At 36.9% G+C, this 25,472-nt stretch carries 27 protein-coding genes; 11 read left to right on the top strand and 16 right to left on the bottom strand.

The features are described from left to right. The first annotated feature begins 124 nt into the window (after positions 1–124). Together ACFX5U_RS07400 and ACFX5U_RS07405 are read left to right on the top strand one after the other, a co-directional pair. Positions 125–730 (top strand): RNA polymerase sigma factor, encoded by a 606-nt coding sequence (locus ACFX5U_RS07400; protein ID WP_400262905.1) that lies wholly within the window; start codon positions 125–127, stop codon positions 728–730. A gap of 17 nt (positions 731–747) precedes the next feature. After that, positions 748–2,166 carry a hypothetical protein gene (locus ACFX5U_RS07405; RefSeq protein WP_400262906.1) on the top strand — a complete coding sequence of 473 codons (1,419 nt, stop codon included), beginning with the start codon at positions 748–750 and terminating at the stop codon, positions 2,164–2,166. Here the strand turns inward: ACFX5U_RS07405 and ACFX5U_RS07410 are convergent. Genes ACFX5U_RS07410 through ACFX5U_RS07420 form a run of 3 tightly spaced genes read right to left on the bottom strand, consistent with a single transcriptional unit; the run spans position 2,163 to position 4,016 of the window. Beyond that, a complete protein-coding gene (locus tag ACFX5U_RS07410) occupies positions 2,163–2,384 on the bottom strand; it encodes an HAD family hydrolase (protein WP_400262907.1) in 222 nt (73 codons plus the stop codon). The two genes, ACFX5U_RS07405 and ACFX5U_RS07410, sit on opposite strands and share 4 nt — an antisense overlap. Then, a complete protein-coding gene (locus tag ACFX5U_RS07415) occupies positions 2,347–2,775 on the bottom strand; it encodes an HAD hydrolase-like protein (protein WP_400262908.1) in 429 nt (142 codons plus the stop codon). Before ACFX5U_RS07415 ends, ACFX5U_RS07410 begins: the two co-directional genes overlap by 38 nt. 44 nt (positions 2,776–2,819) lie before the next feature. After that, a complete protein-coding gene (locus tag ACFX5U_RS07420) occupies positions 2,820–4,016 on the bottom strand; it encodes a proline dehydrogenase family protein (RefSeq protein WP_038697534.1) in 1,197 nt (398 codons plus the stop codon). Between the two features lie 93 nt (positions 4,017–4,109). Here ACFX5U_RS07420 and ACFX5U_RS07425 point away from each other — a divergent pair, with 93 nt between their 5' ends. Genes ACFX5U_RS07425 through ACFX5U_RS07435 form a run of 3 tightly spaced genes read left to right on the top strand, consistent with a single transcriptional unit; the run spans position 4,110 to position 6,163 of the window. Next, positions 4,110–4,316, top strand: coding sequence for an RNA-binding S4 domain-containing protein (locus tag ACFX5U_RS07425; RefSeq protein WP_038697536.1), 207 nt, complete (start codon positions 4,110–4,112; stop codon positions 4,314–4,316). 48 nt (positions 4,317–4,364) lie between these two features. Next, positions 4,365–5,429, top strand: a complete 1,065-nt coding sequence (gene aroB, locus ACFX5U_RS07430; protein ID WP_038697538.1) for a 3-dehydroquinate synthase — start codon at positions 4,365–4,367, stop codon at positions 5,427–5,429. Positions 5,430–5,440: 11 nt separating this feature from the next. Beyond that, on the top strand, positions 5,441–6,163 hold the full coding sequence (locus ACFX5U_RS07435; RefSeq protein WP_400262909.1) for a ThuA domain-containing protein: 723 nt from the start codon (positions 5,441–5,443) through the stop codon (positions 6,161–6,163). 36 nt (positions 6,164–6,199) lie between these two features. Here ACFX5U_RS07435 and ACFX5U_RS07440 read toward each other — a convergent pair whose 3' ends face one another. From ACFX5U_RS07440 to ACFX5U_RS07450, 3 genes are all read right to left on the bottom strand, one after another. Continuing rightward, positions 6,200–6,847, bottom strand: a complete 648-nt coding sequence (locus ACFX5U_RS07440; protein WP_400263576.1) for a TonB-dependent receptor domain-containing protein — start codon at positions 6,845–6,847, stop codon at positions 6,200–6,202. Continuing rightward, positions 6,786–8,096 carry a TonB-dependent receptor plug domain-containing protein gene (locus ACFX5U_RS07445; protein WP_400262910.1) on the bottom strand — a complete coding sequence of 437 codons (1,311 nt, stop codon included), beginning with the start codon at positions 8,094–8,096 and terminating at the stop codon, positions 6,786–6,788. The genes ACFX5U_RS07440 and ACFX5U_RS07445 overlap by 62 nt, the downstream gene beginning before the upstream one ends. A gap of 92 nt (positions 8,097–8,188) precedes the next feature. Beyond that, positions 8,189–9,127, bottom strand: coding sequence for a zinc dependent phospholipase C family protein (locus tag ACFX5U_RS07450; RefSeq protein WP_400262911.1), 939 nt, complete (start codon positions 9,125–9,127; stop codon positions 8,189–8,191). Positions 9,128–9,275: 148 nt separating this feature from the next. Between ACFX5U_RS07450 and ACFX5U_RS07455 the strand changes: the two genes are divergently transcribed. From ACFX5U_RS07455 to ACFX5U_RS07470, 4 genes are read left to right on the top strand one after another with little or no spacing between them, the layout of a single operon-like run. Then, positions 9,276–10,088, top strand: coding sequence for a glycosyltransferase family protein (locus ACFX5U_RS07455; protein ID WP_400262912.1), 813 nt, complete (start codon positions 9,276–9,278; stop codon positions 10,086–10,088). After that, positions 10,072–10,263, top strand: coding sequence for a hypothetical protein (locus ACFX5U_RS07460; RefSeq protein ID WP_400262913.1), 192 nt, complete (start codon positions 10,072–10,074; stop codon positions 10,261–10,263). The genes ACFX5U_RS07455 and ACFX5U_RS07460 overlap by 17 nt, the downstream gene beginning before the upstream one ends. Before the next feature lie 6 nt (positions 10,264–10,269). Further along, entirely contained in the window at positions 10,270–10,980 is a 711-nt protein-coding gene (locus ACFX5U_RS07465; protein ID WP_038697548.1) for an FKBP-type peptidyl-prolyl cis-trans isomerase, read from the top strand. Beyond that, entirely contained in the window at positions 10,970–11,875 is a 906-nt protein-coding gene (locus tag ACFX5U_RS07470) for an aldo/keto reductase (protein WP_400262914.1), read from the top strand. The genes ACFX5U_RS07465 and ACFX5U_RS07470 overlap by 11 nt, the downstream gene beginning before the upstream one ends. A gap of 1 nt (position 11,876) precedes the next feature. On the opposite strand, the gene kdsB is transcribed toward ACFX5U_RS07470, so the two are convergent. The 8 genes from kdsB to hutH all read right to left on the bottom strand — a co-directional run bounded on the left by kdsB (position 11,877) and on the right by hutH (position 20,266). Continuing rightward, the gene (kdsB, locus tag ACFX5U_RS07475; protein ID WP_280568777.1) at positions 11,877–12,620 is read right to left on the bottom strand and encodes a 3-deoxy-manno-octulosonate cytidylyltransferase; all 744 of its coding nucleotides are present in this window, start codon (positions 12,618–12,620) and stop codon (positions 11,877–11,879) included. Between the two features lie 106 nt (positions 12,621–12,726). Next, positions 12,727–13,341, bottom strand: coding sequence for a deoxynucleoside kinase (locus ACFX5U_RS07480; protein ID WP_038697554.1), 615 nt, complete (start codon positions 13,339–13,341; stop codon positions 12,727–12,729). A gap of 17 nt (positions 13,342–13,358) precedes the next feature. Further along, the gene (gene trpS / locus ACFX5U_RS07485; RefSeq protein WP_038697557.1) at positions 13,359–14,357 is read right to left on the bottom strand and encodes a tryptophan--tRNA ligase; all 999 of its coding nucleotides are present in this window, start codon (positions 14,355–14,357) and stop codon (positions 13,359–13,361) included. Between the two features lie 109 nt (positions 14,358–14,466). Then, positions 14,467–15,426 carry a formimidoylglutamase gene (hutG, locus tag ACFX5U_RS07490; RefSeq protein ID WP_400262915.1) on the bottom strand — a complete coding sequence of 320 codons (960 nt, stop codon included), beginning with the start codon at positions 15,424–15,426 and terminating at the stop codon, positions 14,467–14,469. Then, positions 15,416–17,431: a urocanate hydratase gene (locus tag ACFX5U_RS07495; RefSeq protein ID WP_400262916.1), complete on the bottom strand. Its 2,016-nt coding sequence runs from the start codon at positions 17,429–17,431 to the stop codon at positions 15,416–15,418. Before ACFX5U_RS07495 ends, hutG begins: the two co-directional genes overlap by 11 nt. Further along, on the bottom strand, positions 17,428–17,691 hold the full coding sequence (locus ACFX5U_RS07500; RefSeq protein WP_400262917.1) for an amidohydrolase family protein: 264 nt from the start codon (positions 17,689–17,691) through the stop codon (positions 17,428–17,430). Before ACFX5U_RS07500 ends, ACFX5U_RS07495 begins: the two co-directional genes overlap by 4 nt. Further along, entirely contained in the window at positions 17,648–18,682 is a 1,035-nt protein-coding gene (gene hutI / locus ACFX5U_RS07505) for an imidazolonepropionase (RefSeq protein WP_400262918.1), read from the bottom strand. Before hutI ends, ACFX5U_RS07500 begins: the two co-directional genes overlap by 44 nt. Positions 18,683–18,685: 3 nt before the next feature. Continuing rightward, positions 18,686–20,266, bottom strand: coding sequence for a histidine ammonia-lyase (gene hutH / locus ACFX5U_RS07510; protein ID WP_235212369.1), 1,581 nt, complete (start codon positions 20,264–20,266; stop codon positions 18,686–18,688). A gap of 302 nt (positions 20,267–20,568) precedes the next feature. Here hutH and ACFX5U_RS07515 point away from each other — a divergent pair, with 302 nt between their 5' ends. Continuing rightward, on the top strand, positions 20,569–21,477 hold the full coding sequence (locus ACFX5U_RS07515; protein WP_038697564.1) for a LysR family transcriptional regulator: 909 nt from the start codon (positions 20,569–20,571) through the stop codon (positions 21,475–21,477). Positions 21,478–21,584: 107 nt separating this feature from the next. On the opposite strand, the gene ACFX5U_RS07520 is transcribed toward ACFX5U_RS07515, so the two are convergent. After that, positions 21,585–23,129 (bottom strand): SulP family inorganic anion transporter, encoded by a 1,545-nt coding sequence (locus ACFX5U_RS07520; RefSeq protein WP_400262919.1) that lies wholly within the window; start codon positions 23,127–23,129, stop codon positions 21,585–21,587. 403 nt (positions 23,130–23,532) lie between these two features. Between ACFX5U_RS07520 and metA the strand changes: the two genes are divergently transcribed. After that, the gene (gene metA / locus ACFX5U_RS07525; protein ID WP_038697568.1) at positions 23,533–24,477 is read left to right on the top strand and encodes a homoserine O-succinyltransferase; all 945 of its coding nucleotides are present in this window, start codon (positions 23,533–23,535) and stop codon (positions 24,475–24,477) included. Positions 24,478–24,607: 130 nt separating this feature from the next. Here metA and mazG read toward each other — a convergent pair whose 3' ends face one another. Continuing rightward, on the bottom strand, positions 24,608–25,420 hold the full coding sequence (gene mazG / locus ACFX5U_RS07530; RefSeq protein WP_038697570.1) for a nucleoside triphosphate pyrophosphohydrolase: 813 nt from the start codon (positions 25,418–25,420) through the stop codon (positions 24,608–24,610). Positions 25,421–25,472: the final 52 nt, after the last annotated feature.

Raw genomic sequence — 25,472 nt, forward strand, 5'->3', positions numbered from 1 at the left:
TAAGGTTTCGTTATGAAAATGTACTTAATATATAGCATGACAAAAATTAAAAGAAAGACTTTCCTAATCTTAGTTTAGAAAGTATTATTTTAGATGAAGATTAGGGGTTAATACAGTCTATCGAGTGGGTATTATTAAAACATATTTTAAAAAACAAAAGCAACAAACACTTAAAAGTGCACTAGAAGAATGTTTACAAAATCGTGAGCAAGGGAAAGCTTTTGTCTATAAAAAATATTATGGTTACTTGATGGCTATCATTATTCGTTATGTTAAATCTGACGTAGATGCAGAAGAATTGACAAATGAGTCATTTATTAGAATTTTCAGACGGTTGGATTCATTTAATCTCTTGGTAGAGGAGGATGTTTTAGAAAAATCTTTTCGATCATGGATTGGTAGGATTTCTGCTAATATTTCGATAGATTTTTTACGTTCAAAAAAGCATATGGCCTCTTTGGACGATGTGGACGAAAGGAGTGTGCATGTACCCATGGTGTATAATTCGAGTAATTTGGAAGTTAGCGATATCATGAAATTATTGGACTCGTTGCCAGAATTGCAACGCGTTATCTTTAATCTATATGAAATTGAAGGATTTTCACATGACGAAATTTCAAAAAAACTGCAGATTCCAGATAGTACTTCTCGGACCTATCTTACCCGAGCAAAGCAAAAGCTACGAGTGCTTTATTTGGAACAAAATAAGATAGGACAAGAATTTAGATAATAAGAAGAGGTAGTAAAATGGCAAAAGAAAAAAGTAAGGAATTAATAGACAAAATTGTCGATAAAATGCAAGCTCATGAGCTTCCTTATTTAGAAGGTGCGTGGGAAAAATTTGTGTCAAATAGTAATCCTCTTATCAGTAAGAAATCTTCAAATTGGAAATATTGGAGTTCAGCAGCGGCTTTATTGCTAGTATCTGGTGCTGCGTTTCTATATCTTGCTCCTAGTGGTGTTCAACAGGAAACAAGAATTGCAGCAGGTGGTAGTAAGGAGAAGAAAGTTTCAGATGTTCGTTCGGGCTCAGAAGCAACAACAGTTGATGAGGTTGTGGCTGTAGGAAGTCAAGATAATGATGTGTCAGCGGGCCCAATGGAAAAAAAATGGGCTAACCAGAGCCCTTTACAAATTAAACATGGTGGAGAAATACGAGATTTGTTACCTAAACAAGTTGTGTATGCTCATATTGACGAGGTTGTGCCTCATATGGGAGTTGTAGATGCGCAGTCCGTATTTATTGATATACCATTGGTTACAAAGGATAAATTCAGTGACAACCGTTTTGTCACAAATGAAGGTGCTCAGATCGAGAGGAAAGTCGATCTCTCTGTTGATTCAAAGGAGAAACTGAAGGATAGTCGTTTTGTTACAAATGAACGTCTGAACAATGAGAAGAGGGCTGATGTGTCTGTTGGTGAAAAGTTGGAACGACTTGGTACATTGTTTCCGTCAAATTCGCAAAAGCATGATTTTGCGTCAGCTTTGAAGAAATGGGAAATTGGTGCTTTTGTATCGCCAACTTCAACCGTTGATGAAATAAGTTTGGGTGGAGGTTTAAGTTTAGCTTATCAATTAACGGATAAAATAAGTGTTCGATCTGGTGTTTCAATGCAAAGTTATGGAGCGGGGGCTGATAGACAACGTAATCCAGGTGCCGTAATGTCAGCAAGTATGGCTTATAACGATGCTTTAGCACAAAATATGCCTATCAAAGGAAATAATGGGTCGATGCTTCTGACGAAACAAGATGTTGGCGCTGATTTAAGTGCTGTGAACAATAAACTCTTAACGATTGATATTCCAGTTGATGTTCGTTATCATGTTAGTAAATCATTTTATACCTCGGTAGGTGTTTCTTATGTTGGAGTATTAGACCAAACTCAAGATAATTATTTTGTGAATGGTATAAATGAGAATACAGCAATAAATAATGGAAAGGCTGTCTCAGCTCCTGAAAATATAAAACAGACATTTAAAGGAAATGCTGTTAATACAAAAGAGTTTAATGGGTTTATCAACCTCTCCATTGGAAAAAAGATGGAAGTAGGATCAAAACTATCTATAGCTGTCGAACCCTTCGTGAAACTTCCTGTGGGAGGCCTCAAATCAACAGATCTTAATTATACCAATGGAGGATTAAAAGTGGTGACAAGCTTTTAAATTTGGTCAATACGTACAGCACCCATACCTGCAGCTATAGCTCCCTGTACTCCAGGTATACCGTCTTCATAGACTAGGCATTTGGCAGGTTCAATCTGTAATCTTTCTGCGGCTAAGATAAAAGGTTGAGGAGAAGGTTTTCCAAGAGGTGTATCTCCTGCACATACCAAAGTTTCTAATTTATCCAATACACCAAGCACCGTCAGTGTAATCGTCAATGTTGATCGAGAAACCACCCGAGACAGCGGCAATGCGTTTTTTTCCAATTTGAAATTTCAGATGCTCAACAACATAATCGATGGGTTGAGTTTCTTGAATGTATCGTTCTATAAAGATGGCAGATTTTCTTGTTGAAAACTCTTGCACATCGAACGTTGTATGGTAACGAATACATATTTCTTTCGCTACAGCAACGGTGGGCCAACCTGCAGTTTCGTCAATCAGGGCATCATCTAAGATGATATTGTATTCGGCAGCTGTAGCTACGTATGCCGCTTTATGAGCACTTATGTTATTGGCTAAAGTTCCATCAACATCAAATAATAAGGCGTCGTATGGTTCAGCTATTTCGTTGAGTTTATTAAATTTCTCTAATGATTCAGGTGACATATCTAAATTTTGGAATAACACAAATTTACAAAAAAAAGCTAGTCTTAATGACTAGCTTTTCTTCTTCTTTGTTTTTCTTTGATGATTAAGCTGAGTTCTCGCCCAGTTTGACCAGATACTGAAGTATTTTCTTGCGCTCGGCGGAATAAATAAGGCATTACTGCTTTAATAGGTCCATAAGGCATATATTTAGCAACATTATAGTTCGATTCAGAAAGATTGAATGTCAAATTGTCTGACATCCCTAGCAATTGAGCAAAGAAGATACGATCACTTTTATGATCAATTCCCCGTCTTTCTAGCTCGTTTGCTAATAAGAGGCTACTGGCCTCATTATGTGTACCAGCCATAACCCCAAATCGGTCAATATGATCAAGGATGAAATGTATGGCCGCATCATAGTCCGTATCCGTTGCTTCTTTTGTCGGTTGAATAGGAGATGGGTATCCTTTTTCTGCGGCCCTTTGTCTTTCGATTTCCATGTACGCACCACGGACTATTTTGGCGCCTAAGAAGAAATTTTGTGTTTTGGCATAATCAAAATCTGCTTTTAAAGAAGCTAGCTTGTCATGTCTATACAGTTGATAGGTATTATATACAATTGGTTGTTCTTTATTGTATTTTTCCATCATCTCACGTGCAATATCGTCTATAGCATCTTGAATCCAAGAATGTTCAGCATCAATGAGTACCTTAACATTAGCCTCATAACAAGCTTTACAGATCTGATCACAGCGATCGTACATTCTGTCATATTCAGCTTGCTCCGACTCGCTTAACGGTTCATTTGCATTCACTTTTTCAAATAATTCGAAGCGACCTAATCCTGTTGGTTTGAAAACTGAAAAAGGAATATATTTATTCGTTTTTGCTGCTACTACAGTACGTAATGTTTCTTTAAAAGTAGCATCAAAAGCGGCTTCAGTATCTTCACCTTCCACAGAGTAATCTAAGATTGTCCCAACATTATTTTGACCTAAATGATTGATTGCAGATGTGCAGCCTTCGATGGTTTCACCTCCGCAAAATTGTTTGAAGATTGTAGATTTTATGATTCCCTGAATAGGCAATCCAATATTAAGCGCAAAATTAGCAATAGGAGGTCCTACCTTTACTAGAAAGTTGCTTGCTATTACTTTGTAAAGTAAATAAGCACGATCTAAATCTTTATTGGTTTTACTTTTGAATGCAATTTCTGTATTATCAAAAGAAAGTTTTCTGGGTTCTGCAATCTGTGTCATTATTTTAATCTAATCCACACAAATGTAGCAAATTCAAAAATATTACCACTTATTGATTAGGAGATTCCTGAAATATTAACTTATTTTTGCCTTATGCAAACATTCAAAATCGAGGGAGAATACATTCAATTAATTCAATTACTTAAAGCTTTAAATTGGGTAGAGCATGGTGCTATGGCTCAGTTAGTTGTTACTGAAGGTATGGTGACTATTAACGGTCAGGTGGATTATCGTAAAAGACTAAAAATTAGACCCAATGATGTGGTCGAGTTTGAGGGGCAACAAGTAAAATTGGTATAATATTTAACAAAATTTGTTTATAAAAAACATCAACTGAACATAACTGAAATGCAATATATCGAAAGTTTAGGCTATCAAGTAGTCTTTGATGACTCACTGCAGTCTCTAAAAACCTTTATACAAAAACGTAATTATTCTAAGATTTTTGTCTTAGTTGACCGAAATACGAATGACCACTGTATGCCCATTTTACAGCCTATTTTGGCCGAGCTCGGAAACTATGATGTAATTGAAGTCGATCCTGGGGAAGAGAATAAAAATATTGATTTCTGTATTGGAGTATGGAAAACGATGCTTGACTTTGGTGCAGATAGACATAGTCTCTTAATTAATTTAGGTGGCGGTGTTGTAACCGATATGGGCGGATTTGCCGCTTCAACTTTTAAGAGAGGTATTGATTTTATTCAGATTCCAACGACATTGTTATCTCAAGTAGATGCATCTGTAGGCGGTAAGACAGGAATCGATTTAGATAATTATAAAAATATCATTGGTACATTTACGCAGCCACAAGCCGTGTATATATCTAGTGTGTTTTTGAAAACATTGGAAAGAAGACAGTTAGTTTCGGGGTTTGCAGAGGTCATTAAACACGGCTTGATTTTCGATGTAGCTTATTATAATAAGGTGAAAAACCTAGATGTTACAGCTATAACTACTGAACATGTTAGACAGTCTGTGGGTGTTAAGAATAGTGTTATAACACAGGATCCGACTGAAAAGGGATTACGCAAAATATTGAATTTTGGACATACGATTGGGCATGCAATAGAAGGATATTCACTGGTGCATGATGAAAATTCTTTATTACATGGTGAAGCCATTGCTGTTGGTATGATCTGTGAAGGCTATCTCTCTCATAAATTGAATGGACTTTCGATTGAAGAGTTGGATGATCTAATAGCAACGTTTAGAAAGAACTTTACGGATTATAAATTTGATGATTCTATTGACCATGAGCTTCTTAGTTTGATGAATAATGATAAGAAAAATCATTCTAATCAGATCGGTTTCGCTTTGTTAAATAAAATTGGTTCTTGTGATTATGATATTTTTGTTACTGAGGATTTAATTATTGAAAGTTTAGATTTTTACCGTAATTTAATTGCCTAAACCTAAACAATATGATAGGCAACATTTTTAAAAGAGTAACACTCTTGTTCACTATTTTCTTTGTCACACAATTGAGTGCGCAGGAAAGAGTCTTGATTTTTTCAAAAACTACTGGATTTAGACATGAAAGTATTGAACATGGCGTCGAAGTGGTAAAACATATTTTATCTTCCAATATGATGCGGGGAGATCATTCTGAAGATAGTCGATTGTTTACAGATTCCATTCTTTCTAAATATGATGCAATCGTTTTTTTAAGTACAACAGGTGATATTCTTGATGATAGTCAAAAAGCTGCATTTGTTCGCTTTATCCAGTCGGGGAAAGGTTTTGTAGGTATTCATGCCGAAAGTGATACAGAATTTAATTGGCCTTGGTATGGGCAACTTGTGGGTGGATATTTCTCATCTCATCCGGCAGTCCAGGAAGCTAAAATAGAAGTTAAAAACCGTAAGCATCTTGCTACAAAGCATTTGCCAAAAGTTTGGTTTCATCGCGACGAATGGTATGATTTTAAATCTGTGAAAGAGGGCCTTCACATTTTAATGGATTTAGATGAAACAAGTTATGAAGGTGGAAAAATGGGTAAATTTCATCCAATTGCTTGGTATCATGAATTTGATGGCGGACGTTCATTTTACACCGGTTTAGGACACACCTTAGAGGCATTTGATAGTGAAAAATTTCAAAAACATATTTTAGGAGGCATTCGATATGTCTTGAAAAAGAAATAGTAAGAGGTCAGCCTAATTCAGGCTGACCTCTTTTGCTTAATAACCAATAGTATACTTAGCTCCCAATGTATACCAAGTACCAGGCATTGGTACAGCTCCTGCCTCGATATACTTCACATTAAATAGATTTTGCGCGTCGACATAGAGGTTCAATTTGTCGAGTTGATGTGCAAAACGTAGATCTGAAATAAAATAAGATTTATAGGATAAACGTTCATTAAAGCGATTGGCAGTCGTTAGACTCCAAGCCATGTGGCTAATTGTAAAGTTTAGGTTTATTTGATTTCTAAGACTTTCAATAGCATATTTTGAAACATTGTTTTCAGCGGTATTATCATTTATTTTGGGATGTAAGTAGCTATAACCCATTGTCGCATAATATTTCGTGTTCGAGTCCAGTGCATTCAGATTCACGCGGAAATTCACATTAAATCCTTGCACCTCATTGTTATCCATATTTTGTGGCTGCCAGGGTTCCGTGCTCTGGGAGCGCGTCCAATCGATAAAGTCAGTTATTGTTCGGTAGAAATAACCCGCTTGCGCAATGATATGGTTACTGGTATACTTTATAGCACCTTCAACTTGTCTGGCACGCTCAGCTTGTAATTGCGGATTCCCAATATTAGCTGGTCTTTGATTTATATATAAGTCCGTAAACGATGGGATTCTTTGACTGGAAACCAGCGTTAAAAATTAATTTCCAGTGATTATTGACATCATAACCCAAATCTATACCAGGAAACATTTGCCAACTGTAGTCACTGTTATAATTTAAGTAGGTTCCTAAATTGACAAATAAGTTGGGAATTGATTCCGTTTTGAACTCTAAATAACCACCATAATTCTCTCGATTATGTCTACCTATGTTTGAACTGTTAATATTTTCGAAACGACTTTCCATCCCAATACCAAATGAACCAAAGTTTTTCTCATAAGTGGCATTTAATTCGGCCATAAATGCGTTATTATAATGAAGGCTTCTGGCATTGTTTAAGTCATGCCTAAAATATTGATAGTCGTCTTCATTGTACCGATTAGAAATTCTTGGCGAAATGGTTAAGGCATTAGTTATTTTATGTTTGGACTGTACCGTTGCGAATGCTGTTTTAACCAATTCATAGGATTCCTTATCTCCTGGACTAGCATAGTAACCATTGGCACCAAATTGATTATCAATATATCCAATAGATGTTGATATGTTATTTTGATCGTTTGGAGCATAGCTTCCCTGATAGTATATTTTGTTGTTTCTCGAAGCGGTATTGTAGCGTTGACCATTGGAATCCTCATGCCCTAAATAGAGCTGTTGTTCAAGTTTCCCTACTTTATTTGTGAAGCCAAGTTGAAATCCCTTTCCATAGTACTTTCCTGTATGTGTGTCTTCGCTATTTTCAAAAGAGCTACCGCCATATATTTGGGCACTTACAAGATTATTTACCGCTTTTTTTGTGACAATATTAATAGCTCCTGTTAAACTATTAATTCCATAAATACGTGAAGCTGGGCCCTTGATAATTTCTATCCTTTCTATTGCATCTGTAGGAATTGGTAGGTTAAGTGAGTGATGGGCTGTCTGTGGATCTGATATCTTAGCTCCATTCAATAATATAAGTGTTTGCTCAAAGGACCCCCCGTCAATAGTTACATCTGCTTGTGAGCCAAATGGGCCTCTCTGGCGCACATCTACACCGTTGATGTAACTTAGCAGCTCATTAACGGAACGTGCTGGTAGTCTCTTAATATCTTCCTGTGTTATAATCTGAATATTTCTAGTTTGTTTAGAAAAAGGAATCTGCAAACGATTTTGATTAATAATAACTTCACCTAAATTGGTGGTATCTTTTAATGTGGATGCTTGCCTCTCTGAAATTTGACTGAAAGCATAAGAATACCCGATTAATGATAATGTTAATAGTGTAAATTTTTTATTCATTTGGCTTCTCTTAAAATTTATGGGACAAAAGTACTGTTGCCTATTTTAATTTTAAGGTGCCAGTTCTTATATAGGTAGTAGTCCGGTTAGAGTTACCAATCTTCTCTACCCATATTTTTTTTATCCTTAGTGTCAATGGGCGAATCTTTTGATTTTACTTTTTCCACATTTTTGAGATTAGGTTGTCCAGCTTCTACCCATGCCGAATACCAAAATGAACCTACCTGTTGTATGGCGCTTGTCATTCTTTTTTCAACCATTCCATTGAGAGCAAGATGGTAGGCTTTAGCATATTCATCCGAATAAGTCCTAATCAGTATATTGTTTCGTTCAATAAAGCCATATTTTTGATATTTTGAAAAGGATTGGTCGAGCTTTTTCTCTATGATCAAAACGGAATCAACTAATAGATTGCTTTGTTTGACGATATCCCAAGCTGTATTTAATGGATCTTTTATAAAATGTGCCTGACCTTTTATAAAAGAGTATTGACTCGCAAACATTTCGGGTAGACGACTTTCCCAGAAGGCGTGGATTCCAATTTGGTTGCTTAATTGTCCATTATAGTTTTTGGTTGTGTGTAAAGGAACATGCGCATCTCCGATGTAATGTCCCAGGTCTGCTGAAAATCGGATAATCTGCGTAACATTTTTGTTTTTAAATGCTTCTACCAATTTGTTGTAACTGAATGAAATCTGCCACGGAACGATGCCATTTAGTAATAGTTGTTTTTCTTGGTATTTTTCCTTGGCTTTTGACCAGTGTATAGGAATAGAGTCTATCGTAGGTTCTTCATAGTCATCGATGTCGATATAATGACGTGGTGATTCAAGGCTATCGATATAGCATCTTTTATCTGCATCTACCGCTTTTTCAGTAATTAAGATAATATTTTTCTTATAGAAAGAGGCTAAAGTTGAAGGAAGGGTGTAAACAGCGTATTCATTTATTTTTTTATGGGCAAAGAATCCCCAAGAATTACATAGTAGAAAAATAAATGATAAAGAGATCATGATGAGTAATCTTTTCATGTTTTTATAATTGGTTAATAGAAAGTAAGTTACGGAATATTCAGTAGAATCGAAGAGGTTTATTGAAATGAAATATAAAAAGCTAATCTAAATTTAACTTTAATGTCATCAAAAATTTTTATTTTGGCGATAAATAATCGCAAAGTTTATGAAAATACTTTATGCGGTACAAGGTACTGGTAATGGCCACCTCAGTAGAGCGATGGATATTGTTCCTTGTTTACGTAATTTTGGAGAGGTTGATGTTTTAGTTAGTGGTATTCAGGCTGACTTAGTGCTACCTTTTGAGGTGAAATACCGACTACATGGTTTAAGTTTTATTTTTGGGAAATCGGGGGGTGTAGATCTGTGGAAAACATTTATGAGCTCTACAGTCCGTAAATTCACACAAGAAATCAAATCTCTTCCGCTTGATCAATATGATTTAGTCATCAATGATTTTGAACCCATATCTGCTTGGGCAGCTCATATGAAGGAGCAACCCTGTATTGGTTTGAGCCATCAAATGGCTGCTTTGGATCCATCTAGTCCTAAACCTGACGAAACTGATATGTTAGGGAAGTTTATTATGAAAAACTATGCACCTTCCACCCATGCCTATGGTTTTCATTTTAAAAGTTATAATAAGAATATATTTACCCCTGTTATCCGTAATTCCGTTCGCGAATTGGAGGTGCATGACCATGGACACTATACGGTGTATTTACCAGCTTATGATGATGCACATCTCTTAAAACACTTAATGAAGTTCTCGGATGTCAAGTGGCAGGTTTTTAGTAAACATAATTCGCGTGCTTTCGATATGAAAAATGTTTCGATAAGGCCCATTAACAATGATGCCTTTATTGCCAGCATGGCGAGCTCTTCAGGTGTCCTTTGTGGGGCAGGGTTTGAAACTCCCGCAGAAGCACTTTTCTTACAAAAGAAACTTTTGGTAGTTTCCGATGAAAAATCAATATGAACAACATTTGAACGCTGCGGCATTGGAAGAGATGGGAGTTCCAGTAATTTCGAGTCTCAAACAAAAAAATATGCTGTCCATTGAAGCTTGGTTAAATAGCAAATCTAGAGTTGCTATTGATTATAAAAACAATACTCAAGAAATTATTACTAATATTGTCACAAAACATACTTAAAATTTTATGAAATATATTGCTTTAGCATTATTGTCTTTGGCTACACTATCTGTATCTGCACAACAAAAAAAGAAAACTGTAAAAAAGAATACTACAACAGTCAAACCCTTATTGGCTACAAAAGCGGATTCGGTTTCATATGCATTTGGACGTGATATCGGAGGCTCTTTAAAAAGCTTAGGCATTACCAGTTGGAATAAAGAATTAATTGGTAAAGCATTAATAAGTGCACTTGATGACCAGAATTCACTGATTGAAGAAGATAAATTGCGCGATATTATCCAAGGTGCCGTTACTGATGCGAGAGATCAAAAAGAAAAAGAAAACCTTGCAAAAGAACTCGCTTTTTTTACTGAGAATGCTAAAAAAGCAGGAATGAAAAGTACGGAAGAAGGATTGCAATATGAAGTGCTAGTAGAAGGGAATGGTGATAAACCGAGTCGTGAGAATGAAGTAACAGTACACTATACAGGCACATTATTGGACGGTAAGAAATTTGATAGTTCACTGGATCGCAATGAACCTTTGAAAATGAAATTGGATAGAGTGATAGAAGGTTGGAAAATAGGCGTACCATTAATGTCTAAGGGAGCTAAGTTTCGTTTTTACGTTCCAAGTAAATTGGGGTATGGAAGTCAAAATATGGGAGCGATACCACCAAATAGTATTTTAGTTTTTGATATTGAGTTATTGGATTTCGTTCAAGATGCAATATAATAAATTAGGTAAATCAGCAATAGAAGTTTCATCCATCGGTTTGGGTTGCATGTCTTTAAAGGGCAGTAAGCATAAGCAAGGTGTAGAAATCATCCGTAAAGCTTTTGACAGCGGTATCAATTTTTTTGATACTGCTGACTTATATGAAAAGGGATTTAATGAGATGTTGGTAGGTGAAGCATTAAAAGATTTCAGGAAGCGTGTAGTTATATCAACTAAAGTTGGAAATAGTTGGCGAGCAGATGGAAACGGTTGGGATTGGAAAGCTTCTAAAAATTATATATTAAAAACTGTTGAATCTTCATTATCGCGATTAAAGACCGATTATATTGATTTGTATCAGCTCCATGGAGGTACAATAGAAGATCCTATTGATGAAATTGTTGAAGCCTTTGAGTTGCTGGTAAGTGCTGGCAAAATTAGAGCCTATGGGCTATCGTCTATTCGTCCTAATGTTATTCGTCAATACGTTGCTAAATCTAATATCAGTGCTGTGATGATGCAGTACAGTTTATTGGATAGACGTCTAGAAGAAGAAATTGGGGATTATTTATTTGAAAATCAAATTTCTATTCTGGCTAGAGGTGCTATTGCTAAAGGCATGTTAATTAATAAATCAGCGGAAAGTTTTCTGCAATATAGTTCCAGCGAAGTACAGCATATCGTACGAAATCTCACTAGTTTTGTCAAAAGTCATCCTTGTAATAACCTAACTGCAGCGTTATCTTTTGTGCTTTCGAATAAAACAGTTGCTTCCGCGTTATTGGGTATCAATACACCTGTACAATTATCTGATCTTTTACAGATAAAAGATCAAGTTGCTCCTTTAAGTGAGTTAGAAAAATTAGAACTGATTAGCGGTGTCCGTGAATTGTATTTCACAGAACACCGGTAGTTTATGCATTAAAATAAGTTTGTAAGATACGTTCTAAATCTTCTTTAGTATCCACGGCAATTGTTTCATGTTCTGTTTCTGCAGTTTGAATAACGTATCCATGCTCTATCCAGCGCAATTGTTCTAAGGCTTCCGTCTCTTCCAAGCTACCCATAGGAAGTTTGGTTAATTCCGCCAAAATATCTGTCTTATACCCATATATCCCAACATGTTTGAAATAGGTTTGTTGGGAGAGCCAATCTTTCTGCTCAAATCCTCTTAAATAAGGGATAGTTTGTCTTGAAAAATAGATTGCCTCACCGTGAATATTACGAACTACTTTTGGAATATTGACGTTAAACAATTCGTCTGGTGTATGTATTTTTTTTACAAGTGTCGCTATCTGTGTTTCTGGTTTATTGAAGCAGGATGCCAGTAATTCGATTTGCAATGGGTTGATAAATGGTTCATCTCCCTGTATATTGATAGCAATATCAAATCCATTCACTTTAGACACAACCTCTGCACAGCGATCAGTTCCCGACTGGTGAGTAGAGGAGGTCATCACTACATTTCCACCAAAGGATTGTACATGTTCTTCTATTCTGGAGTCATCAGTCGCTATGATAACCTCTTGTAAGCAACTTGTGTTTTTAACTTGTTCATATACCCGTTGAATCATGGACTTGCCAGCAATATCAACTAGTGGTTTGCCCGGTAATCTTGAAGAGGCATACCGTGCAGGAATGATTCCGATTATTTTCATTGGATTCTAATTATTTCATGAGCACGTCAGCTCGATTTTTTATCCTTTTTAAAAGTAAAGCCAGTCTTAAACTAAAACTGGCTTTAAAATATGATTAATCTTCAGATTAGAGCAATCCAAATAATTTGGCTTCGATTTTTTCAACGATAGCTCCTAAATCTTCTGGATTTTTAGTAAAGTCTAAATTATCTTTATCCAGTACCAATAATTTACCTTCTTTATAGTTATCAATCCATTTATCGTACTTTTCATTCAATTTGGATAAATAATCCAAACGAATGCCAGATTCATAATCACGGCCACGTACTTGAATATTATTAACTAGGGTAGGAACTGATGCCTTTAGATAAATCAATAAGTCTGGAGGTTTGATATAGTGTATTATACTCTGAAATATGTTGCTGTAGTTTTCAAAATCCCGCGCACTCATTAACCCCATATCATACAAGTTTTCCGCAAAGATGTAAGCATCTTCGTAAATTGTACGATCTTGAATCATATCAATATTAGTCTTTTGCAATTCAACAATTTGTCTAAAACGACTATTTAAGAAAAATATCTGCAAATTAAATGACCAACGTTTCATATCAGCATAAAAATCTTCCAGATAAGGGTTATTATCCACTGCCTCAAATTGAGGTTCATACTTAAAATGATCCGCTAATAATTTTGTTAGGGTTGTCTTTCCTGCACCAATATTTCCGACAATTGCAATATGCATGTTTTTGGGTTTAATTTTTAATAAAATCTTCTAATACCAATAATCTCACGAACCTCTTTCAATGTTTTTCGAGCAGATTCGCTTGCTTTTTCTGCACCTAACTTGGCAACTTTAGCGATGTAAGCATCATCGTTCGATATATCTTCGATGCGTGAACGTACGGGCTCAGTAGCATTAACCATATCTTCTGCTAATTGTTTCTTAAAGTCACCATAACGAATTGCACAATTATTATATAGCTCTTCAAAATGTTGTAAAGTATCTGGAGTGGAAACGACTTTCATCAAATCAAAAAGGTTTTGGATAGAATCTGGCTTAGGCTGGTTCATTTCTGTAGGTCCTGAATCAGATACTGCACGCATCACTTTTTTACGAATAACAGCAGCGCTATCAGACAAATATATACAATCTGCCTCACCATTAGATTTACCCATTTTACCTTGTCCCGCTAAACCGGGTATTTTCACTAATTTATCTGAGTATGAAAAAGCAAAAGATTCTTTAAAATAATCTACATCGTACAGACGATTGAAGCGATTACCAAATGTTCTTGTCATTTCCAGATGCTGCTCTTGATCTTTTCCAACAGGGACCTTGGTACCATGATGAATTAAGATATCACAAGCCATCAAAACTGGGTATGTTAGTAGTCCTGCATTGACATTATCTGGGTTGCTGCGTACTTTATCTTTAAAAGCAGTTGCTCGCTCAAGTTCACCTAGATAAGCATTCATGTTCATATATAAGTATAATTCTGCAACTTCAGGCACATCAGATTGCACGTAGATCGTAGATTTCTCAGGATCTATCCCAGCAGCGAGATATTCAACTATCACTTGACGAACAGTGCTTTGAAGGCCGTGAGGAGTCGGGTGAGTCGTTAAAGAATGTAAATCGGCAATGAAAAAATAGCAATTATATTCATTTTGCATTTTCACAAAATTGCTTAATGCGCCGTAATAGTTTCCTAAATGTAATTTTCCGGTACTTCTGATACCACTGACAACAGTTTCCATATTGCTTGCGAATTTAAGGATAAATTCCTTAAATATGGTTCAACGAACTTTTTCTTTTTTTTGCCCCTATAATTTTATGCTATGTCATGTCCAATTGAGAATATAGCATTTAATCATTTACTAGGCGAAACAATAGATCAGCAGCTAATTTTGCGGTACGATTGTCACAATCGTAATCAGGATTAAGCTCGGCAATATCGATGCTGACTAATTTATCTGATGAAATAATAAAGTGAAATATTTCAAGAAAAAAAGCATCTGGAACGATACCATTAAAAGCAACTGCGCTTACTCCTGGAGCATAGCATGCGGCAAATACGTCCAAATCGATTGTAAGGTAGAGATGATCGATTGAATCGATAAATGATTCAATTTTTTTCTTGATTCTACTCCGATTGGCAATTTGAAAATCTTGAGCCTCTATCCAGGTAATTTGATGGTCTCGTGCCGTATCAAATAAGATTTTTGTATTACTGATTTTTTGTATTCCAATAGGTAGGTATCTGATGTTTTTTTCTAGTAGAGCAATTTGATAGAATCCAGTTCCCGATGTAGCAATTTGCTGTTGCGGTTTACGCATATCAAAATGAGCATCAAAATTTAGAATACCAATTGATTTGTTATAATTTGCTTTGAGCCCTAGGTAATGGCCAAAGGTAATCTCATGACCACCACCTAGTACTATTGGAAATCCTCCACGCTTTAGAATCAGATGGATGATAAAACCTAGCGATTCTTGTGCCGCTTCCAATTGTTCATTTTTACAATTAACTGTGCCAGCATCGATTATTTTAGTATTTTCACCGCTAAAGACAGGGAGATTTGCAAGAGTCTTTTTTAAAACTTCAGGGCCTTTTTCAGCTCCTGCTCTGCCATGATTTCTCTTCACACCTTCGTCACACGCGAAGCCAAGGAGTATGAAATAGCCACTCAGGTCTTTATTATCTTTTAAATCAATACATTTTATAATTTGATGCCAGCGCAAATGATCATCCGTTGTACCATCTACTCGTCCTTTCCAGATTTGTGGATTTGCTGCTTCGTAGTATTCCCAAAGCTTAATTTCCATGCCCCTTAAAAATTTGGTCCATTGATTCCGTATCCACTAAATTTGCTAAAGTCACTTTTAACGTTTTTGTACGCTCAAGTTCCACCTCGATAGCCTGTCTAGCCGTGTCATTTCGAGCCCAAGCACGACGGGCTATCCCATTATTGACATCATAAAAAAGCATATTTTCCAATTTTCGATCTGCATCTTCCGTACCATCCAATAACAGGCCAAAACCACCATTGATGACTTCACCCCAGCCGACACCACCTCCATTATGGATAGATACCCAAGTAGCTCCTCTAAAACTATCTCCAATCACATTATGAATAGCCATATCGGCAGTAAATCGACTACCATCATAAATGTTGCTTGTCTCTCTATAGGGAGAATCTGTTCCGCTGACATCATGATGGTCTCTACCAAGCACAATAGGTGCAGTTAAGGTGCCATTTCTCACCGCAAGATTAAATGCTTTAGCAATTCGAATCCTACCAATAGCATCGGCATATAGTATTCGGGCTTGAGAACCAACTACGAGTTTATTTTGCTCAGCTTGTTCAATCCACTTGATATTATCCAGTAATTGTTGTTGAATTTCGGGATACGCTGTATCTTTTAAACTTTTTAGTATTTGGAGCGCTATGTTATCTGTTGTTTTTAAGTCTTTAGGGTCGGCAGAAGTACATACCCAGCGAAAAGGTCCAAATCCATAGTCGAAGCACATGGGGCCTAAGATATCCTGTACATATGAGGGATATCGGAAATTGATGCCATCATTGTCCATTACATCAGCTCCTGCACGGCTACTTTCCAGTAAAAAAGCATTACCATAATCGAAGAAATAAGTCCCACGGGAGACGTGTTCGTTAATAGCCGCGACATGGCGGATCAACGATTGTTGCACATGTTGTTTAAAAAGCTCAGGTTGTTCCGCCATCAGGTTATTGGACTCTTCGAAACTTAGTCCAATAGGGTAGTAGCCTCCAGCCCAAGGATTGTGTAAGGATGTCTGGTCAGAGCCAACTGTAATATGGATATCTGCATGCAAGAATGCCTCCCACACTTCTATAACATTACCCATGTAAGCGATCGAAACAATACGTTTGTTTTGAATCGCTTCCCGAACATATTTAATGAGATCCTCTATTTTTTCTATTAGAATATCTACCCATCCTTGTTCATGTCTTTTACGAGCAGCATCAGGATTTACCTCTGCACAAACTGTGATACAACCTGCAATATTACCAGCTTTAGGTTGAGCTCCACTCATTCCTCCTAAGCCAGATGTTAGGAAAACTTTGCCATGAATGGTATCATCTTTTGATAATTGCATACGGAAAGCATTCATCACGGTGATTGTTGTACCATGGACGATTCCCTGAGGGCCTATGTACATGTATGATCCTGCCGTCATTTGGCCATATTGCGTAACACCTAGTGCATTATATTTTTCCCAGTCATCAGGTTTAGAATAGTTTGGAATCATCATGCCATTTGTGATTACAACTCTTGGGGCATCCTTTGAAGATGGAAATAACCCCATTGGATGGCCGCTGTATAGGTGGAGTGTTTGATTGTCAGTCATCTGCGCTAAGTATTGCATCGTGACTAAATACTGGGCCCAATTTTGAAATGCAGCCCCATTTCCACCATAGGTGATCAGTTCATGCGGGTGTTGCGCAATTTTTGGATCCAGATTGTTTTGTATCATGAGCATTATACTGCGGGCTTGCAAGCTCTCTCCGGGATAATCAGCTATTGGTCTAGCATACATAGTGTAGCTAGGACGGAAGCGATACATATAGATTCGTCCAAAATGAAGCAATTCCTCTAAAAATTCCTTTCCCAATTCGACATGCCAATCGGCAGGGAAATAACGTAATGCATTTTTTATGGCTAACTTTTTATCTTCCTGAGATAGGCTGTCCTTTCGTTTAGGGGCATGACTTATACGAAAGTCATACGAAACCTTTTCCGGTAAAATGCTTGGTATACCTTGTAATATTTCTTCCTTAAATGTCATGCTTCATCTCCTTCCGTATAGCTAATAGTTCCCCTTTTCCAAACTTGCACAGGTTTTAAAGTGCCTTGTTTGTAGGTGATGTTTTGATAGTTGTCTGTATTGTACACGACAAAGTCAGCGATTTCACCGCTTCGTATTCGCCCTCGGTCACTTAAATTTAATGCTTGGGCAGCCCGGAAAGTGATTGCTGCAAAAACTTCAGCATTCGATAATTTTTCAGCAGTAGCTAAAATGGTCGCTTGGGTCATTAACTGTCCCATTGGGGCTGACCCTGGGTTTCCAATCTGTGGCAATCGCCAAGCAGGCACCTTGATCTAATAGTTTTCGTGCAGGCGTGAAAGCGCAACCAATTCCGATAGATGCACCAGGTAGGGCTACGGCAACAGTATTGCTGGTGGCCAGAAGTGTAATTTCGGCATCTGTTGACGCCTCGAGGTGATCAGCGCTAACGGCATTAAACCGAACAGCAACTTTAGAGCCTGACGTTGAAAATTGATCTGCATGTACCGTAATATCAAAACCCATTTTCTGAGCTTTAATAAAGTAATCTTCAATATCATCCGCCGAAAAGGCACTTTGTTCTATAAAAGCATCGATTCTATTACAGAGATTTTCCGCTTTCAATATCGGGAATAATTCAGAAGCTATTTCATTAAGATAATCTACAGCACTACCTGCAAAGTCTTTGGGCTTCATATGAGCCGCTAAGCAAGTAGGTATGAGGTCGACAGCAACAGATTGCTGGGCCTTTTTTATCGCACGTAGTATTTTCAATTCCTCTTTCACCGATAAGCCATAGCCACTTTTCACTTCGATCGTTGTGATACCTTGTGCTAATAGATCCTTTGAAAAGTTAATGATATTATCGGTCAGTTCTTTTTCACTTGCAGCTCGGGTATGCAGGACTGTGCTCCAGATACCACCTCCCGCTTGTGCAATTTCCAAGTAACTAGCTCCCGCATTTCTTAATGCAAAATCGTTAGCTCGATTTCCTGCAAAAGCAATATGTGTGTGGCAATCAATATATCCAGGTAAACAGACTTTATCTCCTTCCATGAATCGTATTTCTGCTTGATCTCCATGTTTTGATATTAAGTCGTCATAGTTGTCAATTATTACAATTATACCGTCTTCTACCAGTATACCGGCGTATTCCCTTATCGTCATCTGTTGATCGGTGAGGGCACCCTTCAAAGGTGTATCAACAAAAGATAACAACTGTGAAAAAGGTCCAATTATTTTTTTACCCATAATTTAATAGACATTAAAATATTCATGATGTAATCCGTGATAAGGCACTTGTTGTTCGTCAGCAATTTGATTTGCAATCTGAACTAAAGTTCCTGAAGAAATGAGTTTTTGTGCAGCTGATAGTATTTCCTCCATTATTTGATCTTCTTTAACATGAGGAATAACTTTTCTAATTTCTTGATGTACCGCTTCTACAATGGTAGTCGATCGGAGGGGCCTATGAAAATCAAATGCCTGGGCTGCACAAATTAGCTCTATACTTAATATCTTACTGACATTATTGATTACCTGAAGCAGCTTACGTGAGCCAATAGAGCCCATACTTACATGGTCTTCTTGACCTAGTGAAGTAGGAATGCTATCAGCACTGGAAGGGAAACATAATCCCTTATTTTCACTTGCTAGTGCCGCGGTACTATATTGTAAAATCATAAATCCGGAGTTGAGTCCGGTCTCTTTAAGGAGTAATTTTGGAACATTAGGCGTATCGCCTTCAAGTGAAAGGTATACACGTCTGTCTGATACATTCCCGATTTCCGATATGGCTAGTGTTGCATAGTCAATTGGTAAGGCAATTGGTTGACCATGAAAGCTACCGCCGCTTATGGTCAATTCACGATCGATGATGATTGGATTGTCGGTAACAGCATTGATTTCGATTTCAATTGTATCCTTTAGATGGAGCCATGCATGACGAGAAGCCCCATGTATTTGCGGGATACAGCGTAAGGAATAGGGGTCTTGAACACGGGAACAATTTTTATGAGAGCTCACAATTTCAGATACCTCTAATAAATTATAAATAGTACTAGCTACGTACTCGTTTCCTTTATAAGGTCTAAGTTGGTGTAGTTGTGCGAAAAAAGGTTTAATGGACCCATTAAGTCCCTCTATCATTAAAGTAGCGATCAGATCAGCATTGTCAAGTAGGTTCTGCATTTCCGATACTGCTTTTACAGCATGGGCCGCCATAAATTGAGTGCCATTGATTAGTGCTAAACCTTCTTTTGCACCAAGTGTGATCGGCTGGATGTTAAATGAGGTCAATACCCGTGCTGTCTCCTGTATTTCATTGTTATACCAAACTTTTCCTAATCCAATTAATGGTAAAAATAGATGGGAGAGTGGAGCAAGATCCCCAGAAGCTCCAACTGAACCTTGTTTGGGGACGACAGGAATAACATCATGTTCTACTAACCATAATATACGTTCTAACGTTGCTAGTTGAATACCGGAATATCCTTTTGCTAAAGCATGTACTTTTAGGATCAGCATCAATTTGGACAAGAGCTTATCGATGGGCTCCCCAATACCGACGGCATGGCTTTTCAATATGTTTTCTTGTAATTTCTTGGTATCTCCAGGGCTAATTAGCGTGGTGCAAAGGGGGCCAAATCCGGTATTTATACCATAGACGATATTACCAGAATCTACAATTTCTTGAACATATTGAGCACTTTTAACAACCTTTTCTATTGTTTGAGCAGTTAATTCTCCCCTGGTTTCTCCTTTTGCAAGTTGTATTGCGAGAGAACTGGTCATCGTATCATTACCGTATTGAAATTTTGTTATCATATTTTTCATCGGAATAAATTATAGTATGCGTGCGGTTTTTCAAGTGTAAAGATGAAGAGCTACACACAATTTGTGTATCGATCATTGTGTTTTCAAAGACTTGCGTACCGCATTTCGCAGTTTAAAGCTGGTCAATTTCTCATGCGTATATGTTGATTTTTAAACTCTTTTTCAAAGCGTTTATCGTTCCCTTTGGGTAGCATGCTTCGCTGTGTTAAAATGAGATACGCATGATGTTTCATTATATTATCTCAAATTTAACTCCTATATTTAATAATTATAAATACCAATTTTGACAATTGTTGATTACTATGAGTTATCAAATCGAACTTAGACATCTCTATTATTTTAAAGTCTTAGCAGAGGAATTGCATTTTAGAAAAGCAGCTGAAAGGCTCTATATTTCGCAACCTGGTTTATCACGTCAGATCAAGCAAATGGAAGAGATCTATCAAGCAACTTTATTTGATAGAGGAAAGCGATATGTTCGATTAACAGGAGCAGGGTTTTATTTGAAGAAGGAAGTTGATAGCTTATTTAACCAAATTGACAAGATAACACGGGAACTTCGAATTATGGGGTCGGATGATGTCACAGAACTTCGTCTTGGTTTTATAGGATCGGCTGTACAATCCGTGCTTGCTAAAGTCTTGGTTCGGTTAAAGCAAGACTTTCCAGCCGTGGAAGTTGATCTACAAGAACTTAGCAACGAAATGCAGGTTGCCAAAGTATTAAAGGAGGATTTGGACTTTGGACTCGTTCGATTAGATGATTTTCCTAAAGGACTTCAAAGTATTCCAATCCTGAAGGAACATTTTTCCTTAGTTGTGCCCCATGATTATCCAATTCAGAAGATGAATTTTAAAGGTTTAGGTGATTTTAAAAACGAATCTTTTATTCTTTTTTCGAAAGATTATAGTCATTCATATTTTGACTTGGTCATGAGTATTTTCAAGGATGCAGCATTTGAACCTCATGTCGCTTTGCGCACGGTAAATGCATTGACGATCTTCAACCTAGTTGAACAAGGGCTGGGGGTTGCCATTGTGCCCGCATCTCTAAAAAAAGGGTATAATTCAAAAGTAAAGTTTATTGATTTGGACCATATTCAACAACGAACAACTTTATCCTTAATTTATAATGCTAATGTAAGCCATCCCGGGATTGATCTTTTTTTGGATGTTATTCATAAGGAATTAAACCTGACCAGAAAGGTTTAAAACGAGGAAAATCACTATTTATCGTCATATGGATTTTTTAAGGGCAAAATTCCTAGCTATTGCATCCTTTCTCGTGAAAGTTTGCAATAGCTAGGGGCGATTACAAATTAATGCGTATTTGCCACTAACACGTAACCGAAAAACTCTCGAAAAGATTCCGGATTATCAACCGTTCCACGCTCTGAAATAAGTTTGATATTGATATTATTGTTTCTTGCTTTTACTTTAAATTCATCTAAGTATTCAATAATATCATAATCTAGTATTTTAGTTTTGCGTACATCAAGTTCTAAATATGCTCCAGGTTGTAGTCCATCTAATTCTTTGACAATAGCACCTCTATTGACAAAAGTAACCTCTTCGGCAAAATTCATATGAAATACATTTCCCTCTTTTACCAACATCACGTGTGAGTTATTGTACGATTTAATGAGTGACACGACTACAGCGACAACCAATCCTACGATAATTCCCTTTAACAGATCTGTAGCAAGTATTCCGATGACCGTTACAGCGAATGGTATCAATTGATCTTTTCCCAATTTTTTCATATCAAGGAATTGTTTTGGATTGCCGAGCTTGTAGCCAATAACCAACAATATTGCAGCTAGTACTGCATTGGGTATTAAATTAAGGAATGCGGGAATGGAAATGACACTGATGACAAGCAGTAAGCCGTGGAAAATAGTGGATAGTTTGGAAAGTCCACCACTCATTGCATTAGCCGATGAACGAACGATTACCTGTGTAATGGGTAATCCTCCGATTAAACCAGAAAAGGAGTTACCAATTCCTTGGGCAATAAGTTCACGGTTTGTAGGTGTTTGTCGTTTTAGAGGATCTATTTTATCAGTTGCTTCAACAGATAAAAGCGATTCGAGAGATGCGACGATTGCTATGGTAAACGCAACTTGCCACACAGCGGGATTCCATATGCCATTTGCGAAATCGGGAAGCGTAAATTGCCCTAGAAAATCAGAAACATTTTCAGGAACAGGTACTTTTACGAGTAAATCTTGATCAATCGAGAAAACCTCATGATTCTTATCTCCAATGGTTATCTGATAAATAATTCCGACCATTACGGCGACAAGTGAGCCTGGTAATAATTTAAAGATGTTTGATTTTTTCCCAAGATAATTATCCCATATTATGAGGATGGCTAAAGATATAGTCGTAATAATAATAGCTCCAGGGGTGATAAATGAAGCATCAAAAGTTTGAAAAGAAAATGCTTCACTATATCCAAATGCTAAAGGAATCTGTTTTAAAAAAATAGAAATACCAATTGCGCACAACATCCCCTTAATGACCGACGATGGAAAATAATAACCAATTACACCTGCTTTTAAAATCCCAAGAACAATTTGAATCAATCCTGCTATAAAGACCGCGACTAAAAATACATTGTAAGAACCCAAATCGTTGATAGCAGTGTATACGATGACAACCAATCCAGCTGCTGGTCCCGATACACCGATTGGCGATTTGGAAAGAAACCCTACGAGTATTCCCCCAATAATACCTGCGATAATTCCTGAAAATACGGGCGCTCCACTTGCAAGAGCAACACCAAGACACAAAGGTAAGGCGACAAAAAAAACGACGATACTAGCAGGTATGTCTTTTTTCCAATGTTGAAATAGATTCATAAAAGAGCTTTAGTATTAGATTTAACATATATTTTTATTATGCAACTATCGTTCCTAAAGCGGTTTATGGATATTAAATAAATATTATTTTAATATATTGAAGTTAAAGCGCAGCTCATATCTCCTCATAAAGTATAGCATATTATTTACGGGATCCCGATTCATGAATTTTAGAATTTGTTTAGAAATGAACGGGTAATTTATACTAGTTGTATGGCTAGTCATTTTTTCAGTAGCAACTCGTTTCAGTTATTAGATTCCAAAGGTATTATTACCTAATCGAGCGTTTAAAAGCGGAGTGCTAAATAAAAATGAAATATAGTTATTACAGACTTAGGTGGGATAACTAACTTATATTTTTTACCTTTATAGCCAAACTAAACCAAGGCGAGGGGGAAAGCATATGCCAGTCAAGATACCAGATAATTTGCCAGCTATTGAGCTACTGAAAAAAGAAAATATTTTTGTGATGAGCGATCTTAGAGCCAACGAACAGGACATCCGTCCAATGAAGGTTCTAATTTTAAATTTAATGCCATTAAAAATTACGACGGAGACTGATTTTATTCGGTTACTCTCGAATAATCCTTTACAGGTGGAAGTGGAGTTTTTAAGGCTAGATACGCATATGTCCAAAAATACGCCACAAGAACATTTGGAAATGTTCTATAAATCTTTCTCTGCTGTTGAAGATCAATATTATGATGGGATGATCATTACAGGTGCTCCCGTAGAGATGATGCCATTTGAAGAAGTTACCTATTGGGATGAAGTTACCCGTATTTTTGATTGGGCAAGAAAGCATGTAACTTCAACATTATACATTTGTTGGGCATCACAAGCAGCACTTTATCACTTTTATGGTGTTGAAAAGACCCCATTAGCCGAAAAATTATTTGGGGTATTTAAACACACTACTTTAGACAAGACCAACCCATTATTTAGGGGGTTTGATGATGAGTTTTTTATACCACACAGCAGGCACACCACGATTTTAAAATCTGAAATTGAAGATAAACCAGAGATTGAGTTACTCTCCGAATCTTCCGAAGCAGGCCTTGCTATTTTGTCCTCTCGAGGTGGAAGAGAATTTTATCTGACGGGACATTCCGAGTATGCTCCACTTACGTTACATACCGAATACATGCGCGATGTCGAGAAGGGGCTAGAACTTGAGGTTCCAAATAATTATTATATCGACAATGATCCAACGCAGGCACCGTTAGTCAGGTGGTCCGGACATGCTAATTTGCTATTTAATAATTGGTTGAATTACTATGTTTACCAAGAAACCCCATATGATTTGAATGAACTCAAATCATTAGAAGAAATAAGGAAACAAAATTAAAGCTTGCTTTTAGCATATAGCTCATGCTCTCTAGTTACATTCTTGTATTACAATACGTGTGCTATCGAGCATGAGCTTTTTTTATTAGCTAGGTCCTTTTAAGTCCACCTATTTAAAGGGGGAGTATTTATTATGGTTGGGTCACTTTTTTTGCTTCATTCCAAAAGATATCCATTTCCTCAAGGGTCATATCCTGCAATTTTCGTCCACTTTCTTCAGCTTTCTGTTCCACATAAGTAAATCGGGAAATGAATTTTTTATTGGTACGTTCCAGTGCATTTTCAGGATTGATACCAATATGACGAGCATAATTGATCAATGAAAAAAGTAGATCTCCAAATTCGCCTTCAGCTTTACTCATGTCCGCTTGCTCAGGGTTATCAATGTCGTATTCCGCTTTAAATTCGGCTAATTCTTCTTCTACTTTTGCCCATACTTCTTTTTTATCCTCCCAATCAAACCCTACTCCACGCACTTTATCCTGTATGCGGTAAGCTTTTACTAGGGCAGGGAGACCTTTTGGTACACCTGATAATACGGACTTATTTCCTTCTTTTAATTTGATGGTTTCCCAATTTTGTTTTACCTCCTCATCGTTCTTTACGTCGATATCGCCATAAACATGAGGGTGACGGTTGATTAATTTATCACAGATACTATTTAGAACATCCACTATGGTAAAGCGATTTTCCTCTTCTGCTATACGGGCATAAAAAACCAAATGCATCATTACATCTCCCAATTCCTTTTTGATTTCAGGATAATCTTCATCTAAAATAGCATCTGTAAGTTCATACAATTCTTCGATTGTAAGATGACGTAATGATTCCATTGTCTGTTTCTTGTCCCACGGGCAAGCTACACGAAGCGTGTATAAAACATCTAGTAATCGTTGAAATGCCGCAGCAGGAGTCGACTCGCTGGCTGGAATGGGGTAGCTCATATTGTAATAGTTTAATACAAAATTAGGGATTAAAAGATTAATAAATGCATGC

This window comes from Sphingobacterium sp. SG20118, assembly GCF_044740685.1.
GTDB lineage: Bacteria > Bacteroidota > Bacteroidia > Sphingobacteriales > Sphingobacteriaceae > Sphingobacterium.

Excerpts from the sequence above, each read along its gene's own strand:
- ACFX5U_RS07420 (WP_038697534.1), bottom strand. The coding sequence starts at position 4,016 with ATGACACAGATTGCAGAACCCAGAAAACTTTCTTTTGATAATACAGAA.
- mazG (WP_038697570.1), bottom strand. The coding sequence starts at position 25,420 with ATGAGCTACCCCATTCCAGCCAGCGAGTCGACTCCTGCTGCGGCATTT.
- kdsB (WP_280568777.1), bottom strand. The coding sequence starts at position 12,620 with ATGAAAATAATCGGAATCATTCCTGCACGGTATGCCTCTTCAAGATTA.
- ACFX5U_RS07480 (WP_038697554.1), bottom strand. The coding sequence starts at position 13,341 with ATGCATATTGCAATTGTCGGAAATATTGGTGCAGGAAAGACAACCCTA.
- ACFX5U_RS07455 (WP_400262912.1), top strand. The coding sequence starts at position 9,276 with ATGAAAATACTTTATGCGGTACAAGGTACTGGTAATGGCCACCTCAGT.
- trpS (WP_038697557.1), bottom strand. The coding sequence starts at position 14,357 with ATGGAAACTGTTGTCAGTGGTATCAGAAGTACCGGAAAATTACATTTA.
- ACFX5U_RS07450 (WP_400262911.1), bottom strand. The coding sequence starts at position 9,127 with ATGAAAAGATTACTCATCATGATCTCTTTATCATTTATTTTTCTACTA.
- ACFX5U_RS07405 (WP_400262906.1), top strand. The coding sequence starts at position 748 with ATGGCAAAAGAAAAAAGTAAGGAATTAATAGACAAAATTGTCGATAAA.
- ACFX5U_RS07500 (WP_400262917.1), bottom strand. The coding sequence starts at position 17,691 with ATGGGACAGTTAATGACCCAAGCGACCATTTTAGCTACTGCTGAAAAA.
- aroB (WP_038697538.1), top strand. The coding sequence starts at position 4,365 with ATGCAATATATCGAAAGTTTAGGCTATCAAGTAGTCTTTGATGACTCA.
- ACFX5U_RS07515 (WP_038697564.1), top strand. The coding sequence starts at position 20,569 with ATGAGTTATCAAATCGAACTTAGACATCTCTATTATTTTAAAGTCTTA.
- ACFX5U_RS07425 (WP_038697536.1), top strand. The coding sequence starts at position 4,110 with ATGCAAACATTCAAAATCGAGGGAGAATACATTCAATTAATTCAATTA.
- ACFX5U_RS07460 (WP_400262913.1), top strand. The coding sequence starts at position 10,072 with ATGAAAAATCAATATGAACAACATTTGAACGCTGCGGCATTGGAAGAG.
- ACFX5U_RS07470 (WP_400262914.1), top strand. The coding sequence starts at position 10,970 with ATGCAATATAATAAATTAGGTAAATCAGCAATAGAAGTTTCATCCATC.
- metA (WP_038697568.1), top strand. The coding sequence starts at position 23,533 with ATGCCAGTCAAGATACCAGATAATTTGCCAGCTATTGAGCTACTGAAA.
- ACFX5U_RS07465 (WP_038697548.1), top strand. The coding sequence starts at position 10,270 with ATGAAATATATTGCTTTAGCATTATTGTCTTTGGCTACACTATCTGTA.
- ACFX5U_RS07445 (WP_400262910.1), bottom strand. The coding sequence starts at position 8,096 with ATGAATAAAAAATTTACACTATTAACATTATCATTAATCGGGTATTCT.
- hutG (WP_400262915.1), bottom strand. The coding sequence starts at position 15,426 with ATGGAAATTAAGCTTTGGGAATACTACGAAGCAGCAAATCCACAAATC.
- ACFX5U_RS07435 (WP_400262909.1), top strand. The coding sequence starts at position 5,441 with ATGATAGGCAACATTTTTAAAAGAGTAACACTCTTGTTCACTATTTTC.
- hutH (WP_235212369.1), bottom strand. The coding sequence starts at position 20,266 with ATGAAAAATATGATAACAAAATTTCAATACGGTAATGATACGATGACC.
- hutI (WP_400262918.1), bottom strand. The coding sequence starts at position 18,682 with ATGGGTAAAAAAATAATTGGACCTTTTTCACAGTTGTTATCTTTTGTT.
- ACFX5U_RS07520 (WP_400262919.1), bottom strand. The coding sequence starts at position 23,129 with ATGAATCTATTTCAACATTGGAAAAAAGACATACCTGCTAGTATCGTC.
- ACFX5U_RS07415 (WP_400262908.1), bottom strand. The coding sequence starts at position 2,775 with ATGTCACCTGAATCATTAGAGAAATTTAATAAACTCAACGAAATAGCT.
- ACFX5U_RS07495 (WP_400262916.1), bottom strand. The coding sequence starts at position 17,431 with ATGACATTTAAGGAAGAAATATTACAAGGTATACCAAGCATTTTACCG.